Origin of the sequence: Micrococcus sp. KRD128 (assembly GCF_017168395.1) — a bacterium.
GTDB lineage: Bacteria > Actinomycetota > Actinomycetes > Actinomycetales > Micrococcaceae > Micrococcus > Micrococcus luteus.
The window spans coordinates 18,773-36,294 of the sequence record NZ_JABFAX010000032.1 but is presented as its reverse complement, the minus strand read 5'-3'; the positions used below and the strand labels follow the sequence as shown (position 1 = coordinate 36,294).

The window sequence follows — 17,522 nt, the reverse complement described above, 5'->3', positions numbered from 1 at the left end:
ATCCCGCCGTCCGCGCTGAACCCCTCCCGGCCGAGCACCCCGATCCCGGCGAGCGCGAGGGCTGCCCACGCCGCCGACCGCCATGACGGCCGCGCCGCCACGGACAGCGCCAGCGGCCCGAGCACCTCGAACGTCACGGCCACGCCCTGCGGGATCCGCGCGAACGCCTCGTAGATGGCCAGGTTCATGCCGGTCATGGCCGCACCCAGTCCGACGACGGCGGCCCACCCCCGGGCGCCCAGGCCGGCGAGGGCGGCGCGGCTCGGCCGGGTGACGAGCAGCAGCACGGCCGCGGAGAACACCACGCGCAGGGCGACCATGGCGGACGCGCCGACGTCGTCGAACAGCAGGCCCGCCACGGACGCGCCGAGCTGCTGGCTCAGCAGCGAGAGCAGGACGAGCAGGACGAGGCGCACGGGCTCAGCCTAGGGGGGCGCGCCGCGCCACCCCGCCCCCGGCCGGCGCGGGACCGCTGCTGCCGGAGGACCACCGGGGGCCCGGTTCCGCTGACCCCGAGGCCGCGGAAAACATCACGCTGACGTGCGCTAATCCGCCGGCTCGTGGGAGAGTGGGGGACGCGCGCCCGCGCACACCTGCCCCGACCCCAGGAGGCCCGCATGGCCCGGCCCCAGACCGTCCTCACCGTGGTGGCCGCCCGCCGGCTCACCCCGCACCTCGTGCGCCTGACCCTCGGCGGCGAGCAGTTCGACGCCGTCCACGCCCGCTGGGCGGAGAAGGGCGCCACGGACCAGTACGTGAAGCTGCTCTTCGCGGACCCCACGCTCGGCCTCGAACCCCCGTACGACCTGGACGCACTCCGCGAGCCTCTCGCCCCGGAGCAGCTGCCGGTCCGCCGCACCTACACGGTGCGTCGCATGGACGCGGCCGCCCGCACCATGGACGTCGACTTCGTGGTCCACGGCGCGGACGACGACGGCGCCGCCCTCGGGCACGACGGCGGCCTGGCCGGGGCATGGGCGGCGTCCGAGCCGGTGGGGCAGCAGGTCGCGTTCCTGGGTCCCGGCGGCGCCTACCGGCCCGACCCCACCGCCGACTGGCACCTGCTCGCCGGCGATGAGGCCGCCCTGCCGGCGATCGCCGCCGCCCTCGAGGACCTCGCCGCCACGGACGCCGCGGCGGCCGGTCTCGCGCTGATCGAGGTGACCGACGCCCGCGACGAGGTGCCCCTGACCGCGCCGGCCGGCGTCGAGGTGCACTGGCTGCACCGCGGCGGCCCGTTCACCCCGGAGACGACGCGGTTCGCCGCCGCCGTCGAGGACGCGGTGTGGCGGGAGGGGCGGGTGCACGCGTTCGTGCACGGCGAGCGGGAGCAGGTCAAGCGCGTCCGGGCGTACCTCACGGACGTGCGCGGCGTGGACCGGCGGCAGCTGTCGGTGAGCGCGTACTGGGCCTACGGCCGCGCCGAGGACGTGTTCCAGGCGGAGAAGCAGACCCCGGCGGGGCAGATCTTCGAGGACGGCACCACCGGCGGCTCACCCGCACAGGGTCGGCACAGCAGCAGCTTCGCCGTCCCTCAGGGCCTGACGGGCCAGGGGTGACGTGAGACGGTCGACGGGACATCGTCCGGCGGTCCCCGGCCGCCGGCACGTCCGCACCTCTGTGAAGGAGTCCCCATGAAGACGCCCGCACGCCTCGCCGTCGGCATGCTCGCCGCCTCCGGTCTGCTGCTCACCGGCTGCGCCCCCGACCCGACGCTGGACGAGAGCTGGCCCGAGATCCGCCAGAAGGTCGTGGACGCCGAGAGCCTGCGCCTGAGGATGGAGGGCACCGCCGCTGACAAGGAGGAGGACAAGGACGACGCGTCGGCCTCGGCGTCGCCCTCCGCCTCCCTGGGCACGGACGCCAGCCAGTCCCTGAACGTGGACCTCGCCGGCGCCACCGACGACTCCCACCTCAAGGGCACCATGAACATGGACATGGGGGCGGCCACCATGGGCATCGAGGTCCTGCGCCGGGACGCCGACGTGTTCTTCAAGCTCAAGGCCGACGGTGACGACCTGCCCCGGGAGATGGGCATGTTCTCCACCCTCGTGGGCGACCGCTGGATCAAGACGAGCGCCGAGCAGGCCGCGCAGATGGACATCTCACTCCAGGAGATCATGTCCGACCTCGAGGAGGACATGCCCGCCGCGGACGCCTTCGACGGCAAGGACCTGAAGGCCGAGGAGGTGGAGCTCGAGGGCAGGAAGTACCTCAAGTACGCGTTGCCCGAGGAGCACCACGAGTTCGGCCGGACGATGCTGATCGACCCGGAGAGCACGACCCTCTACCGCCTCGAGGACGTGAACTCGGAGGACGAGGACGTGGACGCGAACGCCACCTTCACCGAGTGGAACGCGGTCGAGGCGCCTGAGGCCCCCGCCAAGGAGGACGTCTTCGACCTGGCCGAGCTGCAGGAGCTGGCCGGCTGACCCGCTGCGCGATCCGGGTGGGCCGGCGGGCCGCCACGGCATGATGTCCTGATGGACCGCATCACCCCCACCCCGCCCGCGAACGCCCTCGCCCCGGACCTGCCGGAGGACATCGCCCGGGAGGCGATCGCCTTCCGCCGCCTCCTCCACGGGCATCCGGAGCTGGACCTGCACCTGCCCCGCACCCAGGCCGCCGTCCTCGAGCGGCTCGAGGCCCTGCGCGCTGAGGCGGGGGAGGATGCCGCCACCGGCCGCCCCGCGCTGGAGACGAGCGTGGGCCGGGCGCTGAGCTCCGTCGTCGTGGTGCTGCGCGGCGGGGCCCCGCTGCCGGAGGGGGCCCGGCGGCCGGTCGTGCTGCTGCGGGGGGACATGGACGCCCTGCCCGTCACGGAGGAGACCGGGCTGGAGTACGCCCCCGCCGTGCCGGGGACCATGCACGCCTGCGGCCACGACCTGCACACCGCCGGCCTCTACGGCGCCCTGGCCTGGCTGGTGCGCCGTCGCGGGGAGCTCACCGCCGACGTGGTGGCCATGTTCCAGCCCGGGGAGGAGACCGGCGGCGGCGCCCTGCACATGATCCAGGAGGGGCTGCTGGAGGCGGCCGGGCGCCCGGTGGACGCCGCCTATGCGATCCATGTCTCCTCGGGCACGTACCCGCGCGGCGTCCTGCTCAGCCGCCCGGGGGCGATCCAGGCCGGCTGCGACGACCTGGTGGTGACGGTGCACGGTCGAGGCGGACACGGCTCGGTGCCGCACCTGGCCCAGGATCCGGTGCCCGTGGCCGCCGAGATGGTGCTGGCGCTGCAGTCCGTGGTCACCCGGCAGTTCGACGCCTTCGACCCGGTGGTCGCGACCGTCGGGCACCTGAGCGCGGGCACGGCGGCCAACATCATCCCGGACAGCGCCACCCTCGCCCTCACCCTGCGGACCTTCTCCGCGGACGCCCGCGCCCGGCTGTGCGCGGCCGTGGAGCGCATGGTGCACGGGGTCGCCGCGGCGCACGGCATGAGCGCGCAGGTCCGGGCGGACTGCGCGTTCCCGGTGACGGCCAACGACGCGGACGCGGTGGCCTTCGCCCGCGGGGTCGTGGAGGACCTCTACGGGGCCGACGCCTACCGGGAACTGCCCGAGCCCGAGCCCGGCAGCGAGGACTTCTCCGAGGTCCTCCAGCGGGTGCCCGGGGCCTACGTCCTGCTCGGGGCGGTCCCGGAGGGCGTGGACCCGGACGAGGCCCCGGTCAACCACTCCCCGCAGGCCGTGTTCGACGACGCCGTGGTGCCGCGGGCTGCTCAGGTGCTGGCCGAGCTGGCGCTGCGGACGGCGCCGGTGCCGGCGTCCTGAGCGCGGCGGCCGGCCCGGAGCACCTCGGCGATCTGCCCGACGCACGGCTCGTTCTGCAGGCTCGTGGTGTCCCCGAGCGCGGTGCCCTGGTGCAGCTGCGTCAGCAGCCGCCGCATGATCTTGCCCGAACGGGTCTTGGGCACGTCGGGGACGAAGACCACCTCGGCGGGCTTGGCCACCGGCCCGATCACCCGCCCCACGTGCCGCCGCAGCTCCTCGGCGCGGTCGGCGGCGGAGGCGCCGGGGCCGTCGTCGCCGGCCAGCCAGCTCTCGTGCGCCACGACGAAGGCGACGGCCGCGTGCCCGGTGGTCTCGTGCGGCACGGGGCACACCCCCGCCTCGATCACCTCCGGGTGCGCCACGAGGGCGGACTCGATCTCGATGGTGCTCAGCCGGTGCCCGGAGATGTTGATGACGTCGTCCACGCGCCCGAGGATCCAGACGTCGCCGTCCTCGTCCCGCTTGGCGCCGTCACCGGCGAGGAACCAGCCCGCCTCGCCCTGGTCCGCGTAGTCCTCCCAGTACGAGTGGAAGTAGCGGGCCGGGTTCTGCCACACGGTCCGCGCCATCGACGGCGAGGTGCGGGTGACCACGATCCGGCCCTGCAGGCCCTCGGGCGTGGGGGCGCCGTCGTCGTCGACCACGGCCACGTCCACCCCCGGCAGGGGCCGGGAGCCGCAGCCCGGCTTGAAGGCCGTGTCCGTGGGGCGGGGGGAGAGCACGGTGGCGCCGGTCTCGGACTGCCACCACGTGTCCACCATCGGCAGGTCCGGGGTGTCCCGGCCGATCTGGGTGCGGGCCCACGTCCAGGCCTCCGGGTTCACGGACTCGCCCACGGTGCCGATCAGGCGGATCGAGGACAGGTCCGGGCCGCCGTCCGCGTGCGCCGGGATCCCGTCAGGATGCCAGCCCTTGAGCGAGCGGATCAGGGTGGGCGCCGTGTAGTAGCTCGTCACCCGGTAGCGCTCGATCACCTCGAAGTGCCGGCCCGGGTGCGGGGCGTTCGGCACGCCCTCGTAGATCACCTGCGTGACCCCGTTCGAGAGCGGACCGTAGATCTCGTAGGTGTGCGCGGTGACCCAGGCCAGGTCCGCGGTGCACCAGTGGACGTCGTCGTCGCGCCGCGCCGGGTCCGGGTGGGAGAACAGGAAGTCGTGCGTCCACGAGGCCGCGGCGAGGTACCCGCCCGAGGTGTGCACGAGCCCCTTGGGCTGTCCCGTGGTGCCGGAGGTGTACATGATGAACAGCGGGTGCTCCGCGTCGAAGGCGCGCGGGGTGTGGGTGTCCGGCTGGCGGTCCACGACGTCGTGCCACCACAGGTCCCGGCCCTCGGTCCACGGGATGTCCCGGTGGCCCGTGCGGTCCAGGACGAGGACGTGCTCGATCGCGTTGTCCCCGGACACGGCCTCGTCCGCGTTGGCCTTCACGGGGACGGCGGCGCCGCGGCGGAACTGGCCGTCGGTGGTGACGAGCAGCTTGGCGCCCGTGTCCTCGACGCGGAACCGCAGCGCCTCCGCGGAGAACCCGCCGAACACGAGTGAGTGCACGGCGCCGATCCGCGCGCACGCCAGCGTGATGACGATCGTCTCCACGAGCACGGGCAGGTACACGACGACGCGGTCGCCCGCCTCGATGCCCAGCTCCTCGAGGGCGTTCGCGGCCTGGGCGACCTCGCGCTGCAGCTGCGCGTAGGTGACGGCGCGGCGGTCGCCGGGCTCGCCCTCGAAGTACAGGGCGACCTTCTCCCCGCGCCCCGCCGCCACGTGCCGGTCCACGCAGTTCACGGCCACGTTCAGGGTGCCGTCCTCGTACCAGCGGATCTCCGGGCCGCGCTCGGCGGCCGGGTCCGGGGCCGTGAGGGAGTGCGTCCGGGTGAAGGGCCGCTCCCAGCTCAGACGTCGGCCGGCCGCCTCCCAGAACGCGAGCCGGTCCGCCTCGGCCACCGGACGGCCGTCGCCGCGCCCGCCGTGCAGCCGGTCCGCCGGGCGGCCGGGGTGGACGTCCGGGTCGGCGGCGTCGAGGAGCGCCTGCGGGAGGGGGCCGGGCAGCGTCGCGAGGGCCGCGGCGGGCACACCGTCGTTCGGTCCGCGGACGGCCCCGGAGGCGCCCTCCTCGGCCGGGTCGGGGTGGGCGGGGTCCTCGGTGAGCGTCATGGGCGGCGGTCCTCCTGGTCGGCGGGTCCGACCAGGCTAGGGACGCCGACGACGGCGCCGCGCCCGCCGGCGTCACCGGCGGTCATGCTCGGCCCGCCGGACCCCCGCGGGCGCCCGGCGCGGGCCACGGCGACGGCGGCCGGTGTGGACCCCGTCCCACGGTTGGGGCGCTCCGGTCCCCTGGCCGCCCGCGCGTGTCAGAGTAGGTCCATGACCACCTACGCCACCCTCGCCGCCCGGTACGCCGACGCCTTCGACTCCGTCGCCCACGGCGAGCGGGCCCGCGAGGCGGGCCGGCACCTGCCGTTCGCCGCACTCGGGGAGCTGCAGGCCGCCGGGTTCGGGAAGGTCGGCGTCCCCGAGGATGCGGGCGGTCAGGGCGCCCGCAGCGAGACCGTGCTGCGCCTGCTCATGGACCTGGCCGCCCGAGACGTGAACACCGCGCACGTCTGGCGCTCCCACCTCGTGTTCATCGCCACGGTCATGGACCAGGCGCCCGCCCGCCGGGACCGGTGGCTGCGGCACATCGTCGAGGGGGACTGGGCCGGTTCCGCCCTGGCCGAACGCGCCGGCGGGGCCGCGCCGGGCCGTGCCGCCACCCTGGCCAGCCGGGACGAGGGCGGCACCTGGGTCGTGCGGGGGCAGAAGTACTACGCGACCGGCTCGGCCTTCGCCACGTGGACCGCCGCGACCGTGGGCATCGAGGGGGCGGACCTCGTCTCCCGCCGGAACTCCAAGCGGGCCGGGGGCGCGGTCCGCGAGCCGGACCGGGCCGTCGCCGTCGTGCGCGTGCGTCAGCCGCGCGTGGGCATCAAGGACGACTGGGACGGCTTCGGCCAGCGCCTGACCGCCACCGGGTCCGTGGTGCTCGACGACGCCGCGGCCGAGGAGCTGCTCGAGGTGCCGCGGCAGGACGGGCCCGTGCCCGTGCTCATGGAGGCGACCCTGCTGGCGCTGCAGGCCGGGATCGGTCGTGCGGCGCTCACGGAGGGCACGCAGCTGCTGCGGAAGCGGCGCCGCACCTTCAACACCGGCACGGCCGCGCTGCCCAAGGACGACCCGCAGCTCCTCGAGATCATGGGGCAGCTGGCCGGGCGGCAGGCCGCGGCCGAGCTGATGGTGCGCGAGGTCGGGCGTCTGCTCGACGAGGTCGAGGACGGCGCCGACGGGGCCGGCCCGGCGGAGGCCGACGTCGTGGCGGCGTCCGCCGAGGCGATGGCCGCCGCGTACCGGGCTCAGGCCGTGGTGCCGGAGGCCGTCCTCGAGGTGTGCACCCGCATCTTCGACACGCTCGGCGCGTCGGCGACGTCGGCCACGCTGCGGCTCGACCGGCACTGGCGCAACGCCCGCACCCTCGCCACCCACGACCCGGCGGCGTTCAAGGTGCGCATGGCCGGCGACTGGCTCGTGAACGGCACCCCGCCGACCGCCTACACGTCGGCCGGCGAGGCCCCCGAGGGGGACTGACCCGACGACCGGGCGGCCGGACGTGCCGGGCTCAGGCCCAGCGGCGCAGGGCCCGGCGCTCCAGCAGGCCGAGCAGCCAGTCGGTGAGCTTGCCGAGCACGGCGAGCAGGATGATCGCCAGGATCAGGCGGTCCGTGCGTCCGTTGTTCTGCGAGTCGGTGAGCAGGAAGCCCAGGCCCATCGAGGACGCGATCAGCTCCGCGGCCACGAGGAACAGCCAGGCCTGGGCCAGGGCCAGCCGCAGGCCGGAGAACACGGCCGGCACCACGGCGGGCAGCTGCACCGTCCGCAGCAGGGACAGCCCGTGGTAGCCGAACGCCCGTCCGGCCTCCACCAGGTGCGGGTCCACATGGCGCAGGGCGGCGTAGACGGTGGTGAACACCGGGAAGAACGCGCCGATCGCGATGAGGGTGACCTTGGACTCCTCGCCGATCTGCATCCAGAGGATCAGCAGCGGCACCCAGGCCAGCGAGGGCACCGCGCGCAGCGCCCCGATCAGCGGGGCGAACAGCGCGTCCGCCCACCGGGACAGCCCGAGCGCGGACCCCACGGCCAGCCCGAGCGCGGCGCCGAGCAGGAAGCCCAGCAGCACGCGCTGGGTGGAGATCCCCATGTGCAGCCACAGGTCGCCCCGCTGCAGCAGGTTGACGCCGGCGCTGAGCACCGCGCCGGGGGAGGGCAGCTGCACCGCGGAGAGCAGGCCGGCGGCCGTCACCGCCCACCACAGCACCAGGAGGACAGCGGGCACGGCCAGGCCCACCACCGCCCGGGCGCCGGGCCGGTCCAGCACCCGGGGCCGCTGCCGTCGGCGCGCCCCCGTCCCCCCGTCGTCGCGGCGATCCGACCGCTCGCGCGCCTCGGGGCCCGTCGTCGCGGCGGGGGTGGTCGGGGCGGTGCTCATCGGGTGGCCTCCTCGGCGAAACGGGTGTCCAGGATGCTCGCCAGGGCGGCGTCCACCTGGTGCTGGTAGTCGACGGACCCGGTGTCGACCAGGATCCGTCCGACCCCCGTCAGGGCGTCGAGCAGCTCCTGGCCCGGCACGGGGCTGACGTCCGCGTTGGTGCGTTCGACGATCACGGTGCGGGCGACGTCGGGAGAGATCTTCGCGGCCTCGGCCAGGATCCCGACGGTCTCGACCGGGTACTCGAGCGCCCAGGCGCGGGCGCGTTCGTACGTGTCCAGGACGGTCTGGGCGGTCTCCGGGTCCTCCTCGAGGAAGGACTCCGTGGCGTTGAGGACGGAGAACGTGTTCAGGGCGAGGTCGCGGTACAGGAAGCGGGCGCCCTCGGCCTCGGCCTTGGCCATGATCGGGTCGAGCCCGGACCACGCGGCCACCGATCCGCCGGCGAGGGCGGCGCGGCCGTCGGCGTGCTGCAGGTTCTGGATCTCGACGTCGGCCGGGTCCACCCCGGCGGCCTCGAGCGCCTGCACGGCGAAGAAGTACGGGTCCGTCCCACGCGTGGCGGCCACCGTGCGGCCCGCGAGCTGGGTGACGTCCGTGATGTCAGAGCCGGGCGGGACCATGAGCGCGGACCACTCCGGTCGCGAGGCGATGCCCACGATGCGCGTGGGCGCTCCGTTGGCCCGGTTCAGCAGCGCGGCGGAACCGGCCGTCGACCCGATGTCCACGGAGTTCGACCGCAGGAGTTCGTTGGCCTTGTTGGAGCCGGCGGAGAACACCCAGTTCACCCGGACGCCGCGGGGCGCGAGCGTCTCCTCCAGCCATCCCTGGTGGCGGATCACGAGGGAGAGCGGGTTGTAGGTGGCGTAGTCGATGCTCAGCGTGTCCGGACCGTTCACCGGCCCGGCCGTCGCCTCACCCTGCAGGACGCATCCGCTCAGGCCCAGGGGCAGGGACGCGGCCAGCAGGCCGAGCGCCGTGCGACGGGTCAGGCGGGCGGAGCCGGCGCCGCTCATCGGGCGTGGCTCTCGACGCCGAGGCCCTCGAGGAGCTCGGAGCGCAACTGGGCCAGGCGGGCGTCCGCGCGGTCGCGGGGCCGGGCCCCCGGCACGTCCACGATGCGCCCCACGGTCGCTCCGGGGCGGGCCACGCCGTCGGGCGCGGGGACGTCACGGGCGAGCAGCAGCACGCGGTCGGCGAGCTGCAGGGCCTCCTCCACGTCATGGGTGATGAGCAGGACGGTGGTGCCGGTGGCGGCGTGCACGTCCAGCAGCAGGTCCTGCATCTTCAGGCGCGTCAGGGCGTCGAGGGCGCCGAAGGGCTCGTCGAGCAGCAGCACGCCGGGGCGGCGGGCCAGGGCGCGGGCGAGCGAGGCCCGCTGGGCCATGCCGCCGGAGACCTCCCGGGGGCGGTGCTCCGCGAAGGGCGCGAGGCCCACGAGCTCGAGCAGCTCCTGCACGCGGGCCCGGCCCGCGGCGCGGTCCAGCCCCCGGGGCAGGCCGAGTTCCACGTTGCGGCGCAGGGTGCGCCAGGGCAGCAGGCGCGGCTCCTGGAAGCCGACGGCGGTGCGCTCGTCGTAGGGGCGCACGGGCGAGTCGTCGATCAGCAGCTCTCCGTCGAAGTCCGGGTCCAGGCCGGCCACGGCGCGCAGCAGCGTGGACTTGCCGCAGCCGGAGGCGCCGATCACGGCGAGCACCTCGCCGGGCGCCACGGTCAGGTCCACGTCGCGCAGGACGACGCGTGGTCCGTCCGCGGTGGGGAACGTGCGCCCGACGCCGCGGAAGACGACGTCGAGGCTGTGGCGGTCCTCGTCCCGGACCGGGGTGGAGGCGGTGGCACGGGAAGGCGCGTGCACGCTCATGGAGGGCTCCCATCGTCGCTTCGTCGTCGGTGTCGGACGGATACGGATGCCAGTAGACCACCGCGGGCCCGGTCGGCCGCGCGTCCGCCCGGCCGCCGGCGCCGGGGGGCCGCACGGGCGTCACACCGGGGGCGCCGGGGCCAGCGCCGAGCCAGACGTTTCGGTCGTCTCCGCAGGGTGGAGGCAGCAGATTCCTCTGGCTCAGCGCTGGGTCGCCGCCCGCGGACGTGTCCTCCGTCACGTCAGGGCATGTCACGAACCGGGCGCCGGACGCGTGGCCGAGCCCGGCGGGGCCGTCATGAACCCCTGGGCCGGACCGACTTCCACCGCCGGCCGCGTCGGCGTTGCATGGTGCGGAACCGTCGCCCGCCCGGCCGCGCCCCTGCGACCGGGCGGCCCTGGAAAGGAGACCCATGAGCACCGCCGAGAACGCCGGGGCCGGAGCACCCACCCGCCCGGACGAGCACCGCGAGATCCTCTTCAACGCATTCGACATGAACTGCGTCGCCCACCAGTCCCCGGGGCTCTGGCGTCACCCCGACGACCACGCCCGCGACTACAACACCCTGGGCTACTGGACGCACCTGGCGCAGACGCTGGAGAAGGGCCTGTTCGACGGCCTGTTCATCGCCGACGTCCTCGGCCCGTACTCCGTGTACGGCGGCACCTCTGAGGCCGCCATCAGGACCGGCGCGCAGACCCCCGTGAACGACCCGTTCCTGCTCGTCTCCGCGATGGCCGCGGTCACCGAGCACCTCGGCTTCGGCGTCACCGCCGGCACCGCCTACGAGCACCCCTACCCGTTCGCCCGCCGCCTCGCCACGCTCGACCACCTCACGGGCGGCCGCGTGGGCTGGAACGTGGTCACCGGCTACCTGCCCTCCGCCGCCCAGAACATGGGCCAGGACGACCAGATGGAGCACGACGAGCGCTACGAGCACGCCGACGAGTACCTCGACGTCGTCTACAAGCTCCTCGAGGGCTCGTGGGAGGACGACGCCGTCGTCTACGACAAGGAGTCCGGCGTGTTCGCGGACCCGGCCAAGGTCCACGACATCGCCCACGAGGGCAAGTGGTTCAAGGTCCCCGGCCACGCCGTCACCGAGCCGTCCGTGCAGCGCACCCCCGTGATCTACCAGGCCGGCGCCTCGACGCGCGGCCGCGCCTTCGCCGGCAAGCACGCCGAGGCCGTGTTCATCAACTCCCCCACGAAGGAGCTGGCGGCCGCCACCGTGAAGAAGATCCGCCAGGCCCTGGTGGACGCCGGCCGTGACCCGTACGACGTGAAGATCTTCGCGATGCAGACGATCGTCACCGGGGCCACCGACGAGGACGCGCGGGCCACGTACGACGACCTGGCGCAGTACGTGGACCCGCTGGGCGGCCTCGTGCTCATGTCCGGCTGGATGGGCATCGACCTGTCCCAGTACGACCTGGACGAGCCGATCGGGGACGTGAAGTCGAACGCCATCCAGTCCACCGTGGAGACCTTCCAGAAGGCCTCCGGCACGGACGAGGAGTGGACCGTGCGCAAGCTCGCCGAGTGGGTGGGCATCGGCGGCTTCGGCCCCGTGATCGTTGGCGGCGGCGAGTCCGCGGCCCGCCAGCTCGTCGAGTGGGCCGACGAGACCGACGTGGACGGCTTCAACCTCGCCTACCACATCACCCCGGGCACCTTCGAGGACGTCGTGGAGTTCGTGGTGCCGGAGCTGCAGAAGCTCGGTCGCTACAAGACCGCGTACACGGACGGCACGCTGCGCCACAAGCTCTTCGGCCGCGGCGACCACCTGCCGCAGAACCACCACGGCGCATCCTTCGCCCTGCGCCGCCGGTAGGGTGACGCCAGTGGCCGCGGCGCCCTGCCTCGGCCGGCAGCAGCCCCAGGAGGAGAACATGCAGCGCAGACGTGCCGTCCGCGCGGCCGGGCTCGGCGTCGTGGGCGCCCTGGCCTTGGCCGGGTGCGCATCCGAGCCGCAGTCGGCGGGGGAGGCCTGGCATCAGGCCCGCACCCAGTTGGACGAGGCCGAGACCGTCCGACTCGAGACCGCCTACACCACCGGCCGTCAGGGCCCGCACTCGGTCCGCTGGGACATCGCCGGCCGGCTCGACGGCGGCGACGCCGAGTCGAAGGGCGTCATGCAGGTCGGCCGGGACTCGCACATCACCATGGAGTCCCGCCAGGTCGGCGAGGACGTGTTCGTCCGGGTCGACGTGGACGGGTCCGACGTCCCGGACGACGTCCAGATGATGTACTCCGACCCGCAGTGGCGCCGTGTCCCGGCCGGTGAGGGGCAGGAGCCGCCCCTGAAGTCCCTCCTCGACCAGGTGGGCTTCCCCGCGGCGGACGCCCTCGACGGCGCCGAGGTGCGCGCCGAGGAGGTCGACTGGGACGGCGGCACGGCCTACCGCTACGCCGTGCCCGAGGAGGTCGCCGACGCGGCGATGGCCGACGGCGACGCCACCCGGGTGCACTCCTTCACGGTGGACGACGACGGCGAGCTGGTCGCGCTCACCGTCGACGACGGCCGGGCCACCCAGCAGTACGCCCTGAGCGACTGGAACCAGATCGAGCCGGCCGAGGCGCCGGAGGAGGTGGCCGAGTGAGGCAGCGCCAGACCCAGACCCGCCGCACCCGCCGCGGCCTGTCCCTCGCCGCCGTCGGGGCGGCCGCCCTGCTGCTGACCGGCTGCGCCTCGGGCGACGACGCCCCCGGCGCCTGGGACCGCGCCCGCACCCAGCTCGAGGAGGCCGACTCCGTCCGCATGGTCACCGAGCTGCGGTCCGAGGCTCCGAGCAACGGCCGCGCGGTCCCGGACTCGGTGGACATCTCCGGTCCCGTGGACGGCTCGTCCATGCGGTACATGTCCGTGTACAAGGACGACGGTCTGATCACCCGGGACGAGTCCCGCATCGTGGACGGCACCGCGTACTCCCGGTTCACGGTGGAGCGCGCCGGCGCGAGCGGCGAGGACCGCCCCGCCTACGTGGAGCGCTGGACCGCCACCCCGTACGAGAGCGACCCCAGCGCCACCGGCATGGGCGCGATGGTGAGCTCGCTCCTGGGCTCCCTGCCGGAGTCGGGCGGCCTGGACGACGTCGAGGCGGACGCGGACGGCATTCGCCGCAGCGGTCAGGACGCGATCCGCTATGTGCTGGACGAGCCCGTCTCGGGCCCGCAGGAGGGCGTGGAGCTGACCGCGTTCACGGTGTCCAAGGAGGACGGCCGCCTACTCACCGTGGAGACCGAGTCCGCCGGCACGAAGGCCGTGGTGACCCTCTCCGAGATGGGCGAGGTGGATCCGGTGCAGGCCCCGCCGGCCGACGAGGTCCTGAAGCAGGACGGCTGACCCGGCCCACGACGACGGCGGCCCGCCTCCCCTCGGGGAGGCGGGCCGCCGTGTCTGCGCGGGTCAGCGCGTCTGCGGACCCTCGGCACCCAGCGGGGTGGACGGGTCCGAGACGGTGTCCGGCTCGGCGCCGTGGCTGGCCGCCGAGGTGACGTTGTCGTTGTTGGACTCGGTCACGCGGTCGTCGCGGACGTCGTTCTTCTTGTCGTTGCCCTGCATGGCATCCTCCACCTTCGTCGTGGCCTTCTGCACCGGATCGGACTTCTTCACCTCAGCGAACTTCTGCTGGGCGGTCTCCTGGACCTGGCCGACCTTCTCCTGGGTGTTGGGGTCGTTCCAGAGCTTCTGGGCGTTCTGGGTCATCTTCTCGAGGTTCTTGCGGCCCTCGGCGGAGCCGAGCAGGTAGCCGAGTGCGGCGCCGAGGCCCAGGGTGATGAGGCGCATGGGTGGTCTCCTTCGTGTGTCGGGACCGCGCCGACCCTCTTGGACGGGCCGGGCGGCGCGCTGGCGCGCTGTCCTGGGATCACTCTGGTCACCGGAGCCCGCCGCGTCAACGGTTGAGGCGCACGGCCGCGCGACGGCCGAGCCCGAGAGCACGGCGTCTCCCGCGTGCGTCGGGACGGGGTCGTTCTCTCCTGTGCGGAGGGCGATGCGGTCCCGTGTGCGCTTGGCCGAGCACTCCTGGACGAGGCCGATGACGACGTTGGCCACCGCCGCGAGGCTGTGCGAGGAGTGCCGGGGCTGGGCGTTCGCCAGGCCGGCGGCCGTCCGCTCGGCGACCTCGACGGCGCTCAGACCGCGGGGCGGGGAGGCTCGTGATCGGAGGGGGAGGAAAGTCTTCTGCAACGGATCGGTCGCGGCGTCGGTAGTCCTGGTGTGAGCGCATTCGGCGCCTCACCTCGCAGGACCCTCGACGAACAGGAACGACACCATGCGCAAGTCCCTCCCGGCCGCCGTCACCGCCGCCATCGGCATCGCCGTCCTCGCCCCCCTGTCCGCCGCCGCCATGGACGCCCCGTCCGGCGCCGAGCTCTCCGTGCTGCACGCCGTGCCCGCGACCCCCGTGGACGTCTACGTCAACGGTGCCCTCACCCTGGATGACTTCGAACCCGGCGACCTCGCCGGTCCTCTGGAGCTCGCCGCCGGCGACTACGAGGTCGCCATCACCGCCGCGGACGCCATGGATGACTCCGCCCCGATCCTCGGTCCCGTCACCCTCACCCTCGCCGACGGCGGCGACTACACCGCCGCCGCCCACCTCGACGCCGCCGGCACGCCCACGGTGACCGCGTTCGAGAACGACACGAGCGCCGTCGCCGCCGGCGAGGGCCGCCTCACCGTGCGTCACATCGCCGCCGCCCCGGCCGTGGACGTCTGGGCCGGCGAGGACGTCGTCGTGCCCGGCCTGGAGAACCCGGACGAGGCCTCCCTCGAGGTGCCCGCCGGCACCGTCTCCGCCGCCGTGTCCGTGGCCGGCACCACCGACCCCGTGATCGGCCCCGCCGACGTCGAGGTCAAGGACGGCGTCACCACGATCGCCTACGCCTGGGGCTCCGCCGCCGACGGCACCCTCGCGCTCGCCACCCAGGAGGTCGCCGCCGATCACAGCGCGCCGGGCTCCGTCCCCGCGGGCATCGACGTCGCCCCCGCCCAGGACTCCACCGGGATGCTGGCCGCCGCCGGCGCCGGTGCGGCCGCCCTGGTCGCCGGCGCCGTCCTCATGGCCCGCCGCCGGGCGGCCCGTGCGTGATGAGTCCTGCGGGCGGGGTCCCTCCCGCCCGGAGATGAGGACCGCCGGCCGTGTGCCGGCGGTCCTCGCCCTCGCCGCCGTCGTCCTCACCGGCTGCGCGCCGTCGGCGGCGGTCTCCTCCCTCCCGTCCGAGCAGGGGCGAGGCTCCGTCGTCGCGATGACGCCGGGTCCCGCGGCGGGGACGGGAACTCCACCGGCCGCAACCCCCTCCGCGGCTCCGGTCGTCCCCGGGCGGACGCCGTCGTCGGGGATCGCCGTCCGGCGCGCCACCCAGAGCCCATCGGACGACGCCAGGATCCCCGTGCGCGTGGACTATCCGGCCATCGGGGCCACGCTGAGCGTGGTCTCGGTCGGGGTCACGGGGGACGGTGCGATGGAGCTGCCCGACGACAGCTCCGTCGGCGGCTGGTACCGCCACGGCTCGGCCCCCGGGGATCCTGAGGGGGCGGCGGTGATCGCCTCCCATTCGGGTTCACCGCGCAATCCGGTGGGGGCCCTCTACGGGCTGCGGCAGGCCGCGGTCGGCGACGAGGTCACCGTCACGGATGCGGCGGGGACCGCCCGGCGCTATCGGGTGGCCTCCACTCAGAGTCTGGGGAAGGGCGAGCTGGACCTGTCCCCGTACTTCCGCCGGGACGGCGCCGCCGAGCTCGTCCTCATCACCTGCGGCGGCGAATGGCTGCCGGACGAGCAGGACTACACGGAGAACATCGTGACCATCGCCACTCCCGTCGAGGACTGACCGGTAGCCTGTCGGAAGGTCTGGCCTGAGCCGGGCCGCGCCGCGCCGACGCGGAACACCGCGGGAGAGGAGCCCCATGTTTGAGGACGACGGGCTCGACCGCCGGTTCGCTGCGGGGGAGGCCGCCGCCGTGCGCGAGGCGTACGAGCGCCACGGTCGCCTGGTCTTCTCCCTGTGTCTCGCCGCACTGCGCAGCCGGGAGGACGCCGAGGACGCCGCCCAGCAGGTGTTCACGCGGGCGTGGCGCTCCCGGGGCACCTACGATCCTGCCCGGCCACTCGGCGGGTGGCTGACGGGCATCACCCGTCGCGTCATCGCCGACATGTTCGCCGGCCGTGCTCGTGAGGCCCGGAAGATGGAGGCGGAGGTCGTCCACCTCCCCCGCGCCGAGGACGCGGTCAGTGACGCCGTGGTGGCCGCCGTCGTCGTGCATGACGCCCTCGCCCTGTTGGGTCCGCCCCAGGACGAGGTGCTGCGCCTCGCCTTCCTGGAGGACCTGGCGCACCAGCAGATCGCCGAGCGCCTCGACATGCCGCTCGGCACCGTCCGTTCCCACATCCATCGCGGCCTGGCCGCACTGAGAAGACGTCTGGAGGCCGCCGATGCCCGAGCGTGAGCATCCCCGCGGCCGACAGTCCGCGGAGGAGATCTCCGACCTCGCCGTCCGACTGCACGAGCGCGTGCGCGACGGCGGCTCGCTCGCCGTGCCCGCCGACGTCGCGGCGTCGCTCCATCCGGAGGACGCGGCCGAGCTGGAGGCCATCCTGCGTGTGCTGGCCGCCCTGGACGGCCCCGTCCCGGACCTGGCCGACCCGCCGCCGCACCTGTGGGGGCGGATCGCCGCTGAGCTGGGACCCGAGACGGAGGCCATGGCTCACGACGGGCTATTGCAGGGGGAGGCCACGGGCGAGGATGTCGCGACCGACGGCGTCGCGACCGTCCGTCCGATCGGCTCGGGTCCGTCCGCCGCCCGCGGCCGCTGGTGGCCGGTCGCCGCGGCGGCGGCCGCCGGGCTCGTCATCGGCGGCGGGGCCGTGGGTGTCGCCCTGGGCGGCGGCCCCTGGCAGGGCGGGGTCCCGGAGGCCGGGAAGCCCGCGACGACGTCGCCCGCGCCGCCGACGCGCGGGACGGACGCTCCCGGCCAGGGGGGTGAGCCGGGCGGCGGCGACGACCTCATCGGCACCGCCGTCATGGCGTCCGTGACCGCCGACGGATCGCCGGCCCGCGCCGAGATGACGCGTGCCGCCGACGGGGAGATGCACCTGGCCGTGCATGTGCCCCAGGTGCCCGCCCCCGAGGACGGCTACCTGGAGGTCTGGATCCGCGACGAGGCCGCCAGCCGCATGATCTCGCTGGGCACGGTGACCCGCCAGGACACGACGCTGACCGTCCCGGAGGGCGTCGACCTGGCGTCCTACCCCGTGCTGGACGTCTCGCATGAGCACTTCGACGGCGACCCGTCCCACTCGACGCTCTCCCTGTGGGTCGGCGAGATGCACCGGACCACCTGACGCGCCCTGAGACACGA

Annotated in this window: 16 protein-coding genes and 1 pseudogene; 11 read left to right on the top strand and 6 right to left on the bottom strand. The window is 74.5% G+C overall.

Features of this window, described 5'->3' with window-relative positions; translation table 11 throughout:
• Positions 1-416, bottom strand: a pseudogene (locus tag J1M44_RS11285) (EamA family transporter); the annotation flags it as partial.
• A gap of 201 nt (positions 417-617) precedes the next feature.
• Between J1M44_RS11285 and J1M44_RS11280 the strand changes: the two are divergent.
• From J1M44_RS11280 to J1M44_RS11270, 3 genes are all read left to right on the top strand, one after another.
• Positions 618-1,559 carry a siderophore-interacting protein gene (locus tag J1M44_RS11280; RefSeq protein ID WP_241253050.1) on the top strand — a complete coding sequence of 314 codons (942 nt, stop codon included), beginning with the start codon at positions 618-620 and terminating at the stop codon, positions 1,557-1,559.
• 75 nt (positions 1,560-1,634) lie between these two features.
• The gene (locus tag J1M44_RS11275) at positions 1,635-2,432 is read left to right on the top strand and encodes a hypothetical protein (RefSeq protein WP_144824590.1); all 798 of its coding nucleotides are present in this window, start codon (positions 1,635-1,637) and stop codon (positions 2,430-2,432) included.
• 51 nt (positions 2,433-2,483) lie between these two features.
• A complete protein-coding gene (locus J1M44_RS11270; protein WP_144824591.1) occupies positions 2,484-3,773 on the top strand; it encodes a M20 metallopeptidase family protein in 1,290 nt (429 codons plus the stop codon).
• Here J1M44_RS11270 and acs read toward each other — a convergent pair.
• Entirely contained in the window at positions 3,722-5,926 is a 2,205-nt protein-coding gene (gene acs, locus J1M44_RS11265; RefSeq protein ID WP_144824592.1) for an acetate--CoA ligase, read from the bottom strand. The two genes, J1M44_RS11270 and acs, sit on opposite strands and share 52 nt — an antisense overlap.
• 210 nt (positions 5,927-6,136) lie before the next feature.
• Between acs and J1M44_RS11260 the strand changes: the two genes are divergently transcribed.
• Entirely contained in the window at positions 6,137-7,393 is a 1,257-nt protein-coding gene (locus J1M44_RS11260; protein ID WP_144824593.1) for an acyl-CoA dehydrogenase, read from the top strand.
• Positions 7,394-7,424: 31 nt separating this feature from the next.
• Here the strand turns inward: J1M44_RS11260 and J1M44_RS11255 are convergent, their stop codons facing one another.
• From J1M44_RS11255 to J1M44_RS11245, 3 genes are read right to left on the bottom strand one after another with little or no spacing between them, the layout of a single operon-like run.
• Positions 7,425-8,294 carry an ABC transporter permease gene (locus J1M44_RS11255; protein ID WP_144824594.1) on the bottom strand — a complete coding sequence of 290 codons (870 nt, stop codon included), beginning with the start codon at positions 8,292-8,294 and terminating at the stop codon, positions 7,425-7,427.
• Positions 8,291-9,310: an aliphatic sulfonate ABC transporter substrate-binding protein gene (locus J1M44_RS11250; RefSeq protein ID WP_144824595.1), complete on the bottom strand. Its 1,020-nt coding sequence runs from the start codon at positions 9,308-9,310 to the stop codon at positions 8,291-8,293. The genes J1M44_RS11255 and J1M44_RS11250 overlap by 4 nt, the downstream gene beginning before the upstream one ends.
• Positions 9,307-10,155: an ABC transporter ATP-binding protein gene (locus tag J1M44_RS11245; protein WP_144824596.1), complete on the bottom strand. Its 849-nt coding sequence runs from the start codon at positions 10,153-10,155 to the stop codon at positions 9,307-9,309. Before J1M44_RS11245 ends, J1M44_RS11250 begins: the two co-directional genes overlap by 4 nt.
• 413 nt (positions 10,156-10,568) lie before the next feature.
• On the opposite strand from J1M44_RS11245, the gene J1M44_RS11240 reads away from it, so the two are divergent.
• The 3 genes from J1M44_RS11240 to J1M44_RS11230 are packed head-to-tail and all read left to right on the top strand — an operon-like array spanning position 10,569 to position 13,502.
• Positions 10,569-11,990: an LLM class flavin-dependent oxidoreductase gene (locus J1M44_RS11240; RefSeq protein ID WP_095695251.1), complete on the top strand. Its 1,422-nt coding sequence runs from the start codon at positions 10,569-10,571 to the stop codon at positions 11,988-11,990.
• Positions 11,991-12,048: 58 nt separating this feature from the next.
• Complete coding sequence (locus tag J1M44_RS11235) at positions 12,049-12,759, top strand: Tat (twin-arginine translocation) pathway signal sequence (protein ID WP_241253049.1); 711 nt, start codon at positions 12,049-12,051, stop codon at positions 12,757-12,759.
• Positions 12,756-13,502 carry a hypothetical protein gene (locus J1M44_RS11230; RefSeq protein WP_095695253.1) on the top strand — a complete coding sequence of 249 codons (747 nt, stop codon included), beginning with the start codon at positions 12,756-12,758 and terminating at the stop codon, positions 13,500-13,502. Before J1M44_RS11235 ends, J1M44_RS11230 begins: the two co-directional genes overlap by 4 nt.
• Before the next feature lie 63 nt (positions 13,503-13,565).
• Here J1M44_RS11230 and J1M44_RS11225 read toward each other — a convergent pair whose 3' ends face one another.
• Positions 13,566-13,946: a YtxH domain-containing protein gene (locus tag J1M44_RS11225; protein ID WP_095695254.1), complete on the bottom strand. Its 381-nt coding sequence runs from the start codon at positions 13,944-13,946 to the stop codon at positions 13,566-13,568.
• A 487-nt stretch (positions 13,947-14,433) separates the two neighbouring features.
• Here J1M44_RS11225 and J1M44_RS11220 point away from each other — a divergent pair, with 487 nt between their 5' ends.
• The 4 genes from J1M44_RS11220 to J1M44_RS11205 all read left to right on the top strand — a co-directional run bounded on the left by J1M44_RS11220 (position 14,434) and on the right by J1M44_RS11205 (position 17,505).
• Positions 14,434-15,252, top strand: a complete 819-nt coding sequence (locus J1M44_RS11220) for a DUF4397 domain-containing protein (protein ID WP_098471120.1) — start codon at positions 14,434-14,436, stop codon at positions 15,250-15,252.
• A gap of 307 nt (positions 15,253-15,559) precedes the next feature.
• Positions 15,560-15,994 (top strand): class F sortase, encoded by a 435-nt coding sequence (locus J1M44_RS11905; protein WP_161972444.1) that lies wholly within the window; start codon positions 15,560-15,562, stop codon positions 15,992-15,994.
• Positions 15,995-16,070: 76 nt separating this feature from the next.
• Complete coding sequence (locus J1M44_RS11210; protein ID WP_095695258.1) at positions 16,071-16,610, top strand: RNA polymerase sigma factor; 540 nt, start codon at positions 16,071-16,073, stop codon at positions 16,608-16,610.
• Complete coding sequence (locus J1M44_RS11205; RefSeq protein ID WP_144824599.1) at positions 16,597-17,505, top strand: anti-sigma factor domain-containing protein; 909 nt, start codon at positions 16,597-16,599, stop codon at positions 17,503-17,505. Before J1M44_RS11210 ends, J1M44_RS11205 begins: the two co-directional genes overlap by 14 nt.
• Positions 17,506-17,522 lie beyond the last annotated feature (17 nt).

Coding starts and splice junctions, on each gene's coding strand:
- J1M44_RS11250 (WP_144824595.1), bottom strand. CDS start 9,310: ATGAGCGGCGCCGGCTCCGCCCGCCTGACCCGTCGCACGGCGCTCGGC.
- J1M44_RS11255 (WP_144824594.1), bottom strand. CDS start 8,294: ATGAGCACCGCCCCGACCACCCCCGCCGCGACGACGGGCCCCGAGGCG.
- J1M44_RS11235 (WP_241253049.1), top strand. CDS start 12,049: ATGCAGCGCAGACGTGCCGTCCGCGCGGCCGGGCTCGGCGTCGTGGGC.
- J1M44_RS11220 (WP_098471120.1), top strand. CDS start 14,434: ATGCGCAAGTCCCTCCCGGCCGCCGTCACCGCCGCCATCGGCATCGCC.
- J1M44_RS11240 (WP_095695251.1), top strand. CDS start 10,569: ATGAGCACCGCCGAGAACGCCGGGGCCGGAGCACCCACCCGCCCGGAC.
- J1M44_RS11210 (WP_095695258.1), top strand. CDS start 16,071: ATGTTTGAGGACGACGGGCTCGACCGCCGGTTCGCTGCGGGGGAGGCC.
- J1M44_RS11275 (WP_144824590.1), top strand. CDS start 1,635: ATGAAGACGCCCGCACGCCTCGCCGTCGGCATGCTCGCCGCCTCCGGT.
- J1M44_RS11225 (WP_095695254.1), bottom strand. CDS start 13,946: ATGCGCCTCATCACCCTGGGCCTCGGCGCCGCACTCGGCTACCTGCTC.
- J1M44_RS11280 (WP_241253050.1), top strand. CDS start 618: ATGGCCCGGCCCCAGACCGTCCTCACCGTGGTGGCCGCCCGCCGGCTC.
- J1M44_RS11260 (WP_144824593.1), top strand. CDS start 6,137: ATGACCACCTACGCCACCCTCGCCGCCCGGTACGCCGACGCCTTCGAC.
- J1M44_RS11245 (WP_144824596.1), bottom strand. CDS start 10,155: ATGAGCGTGCACGCGCCTTCCCGTGCCACCGCCTCCACCCCGGTCCGG.
- acs (WP_144824592.1), bottom strand. CDS start 5,926: ATGACGCTCACCGAGGACCCCGCCCACCCCGACCCGGCCGAGGAGGGC.
- J1M44_RS11205 (WP_144824599.1), top strand. CDS start 16,597: ATGCCCGAGCGTGAGCATCCCCGCGGCCGACAGTCCGCGGAGGAGATC.
- J1M44_RS11270 (WP_144824591.1), top strand. CDS start 2,484: ATGGACCGCATCACCCCCACCCCGCCCGCGAACGCCCTCGCCCCGGAC.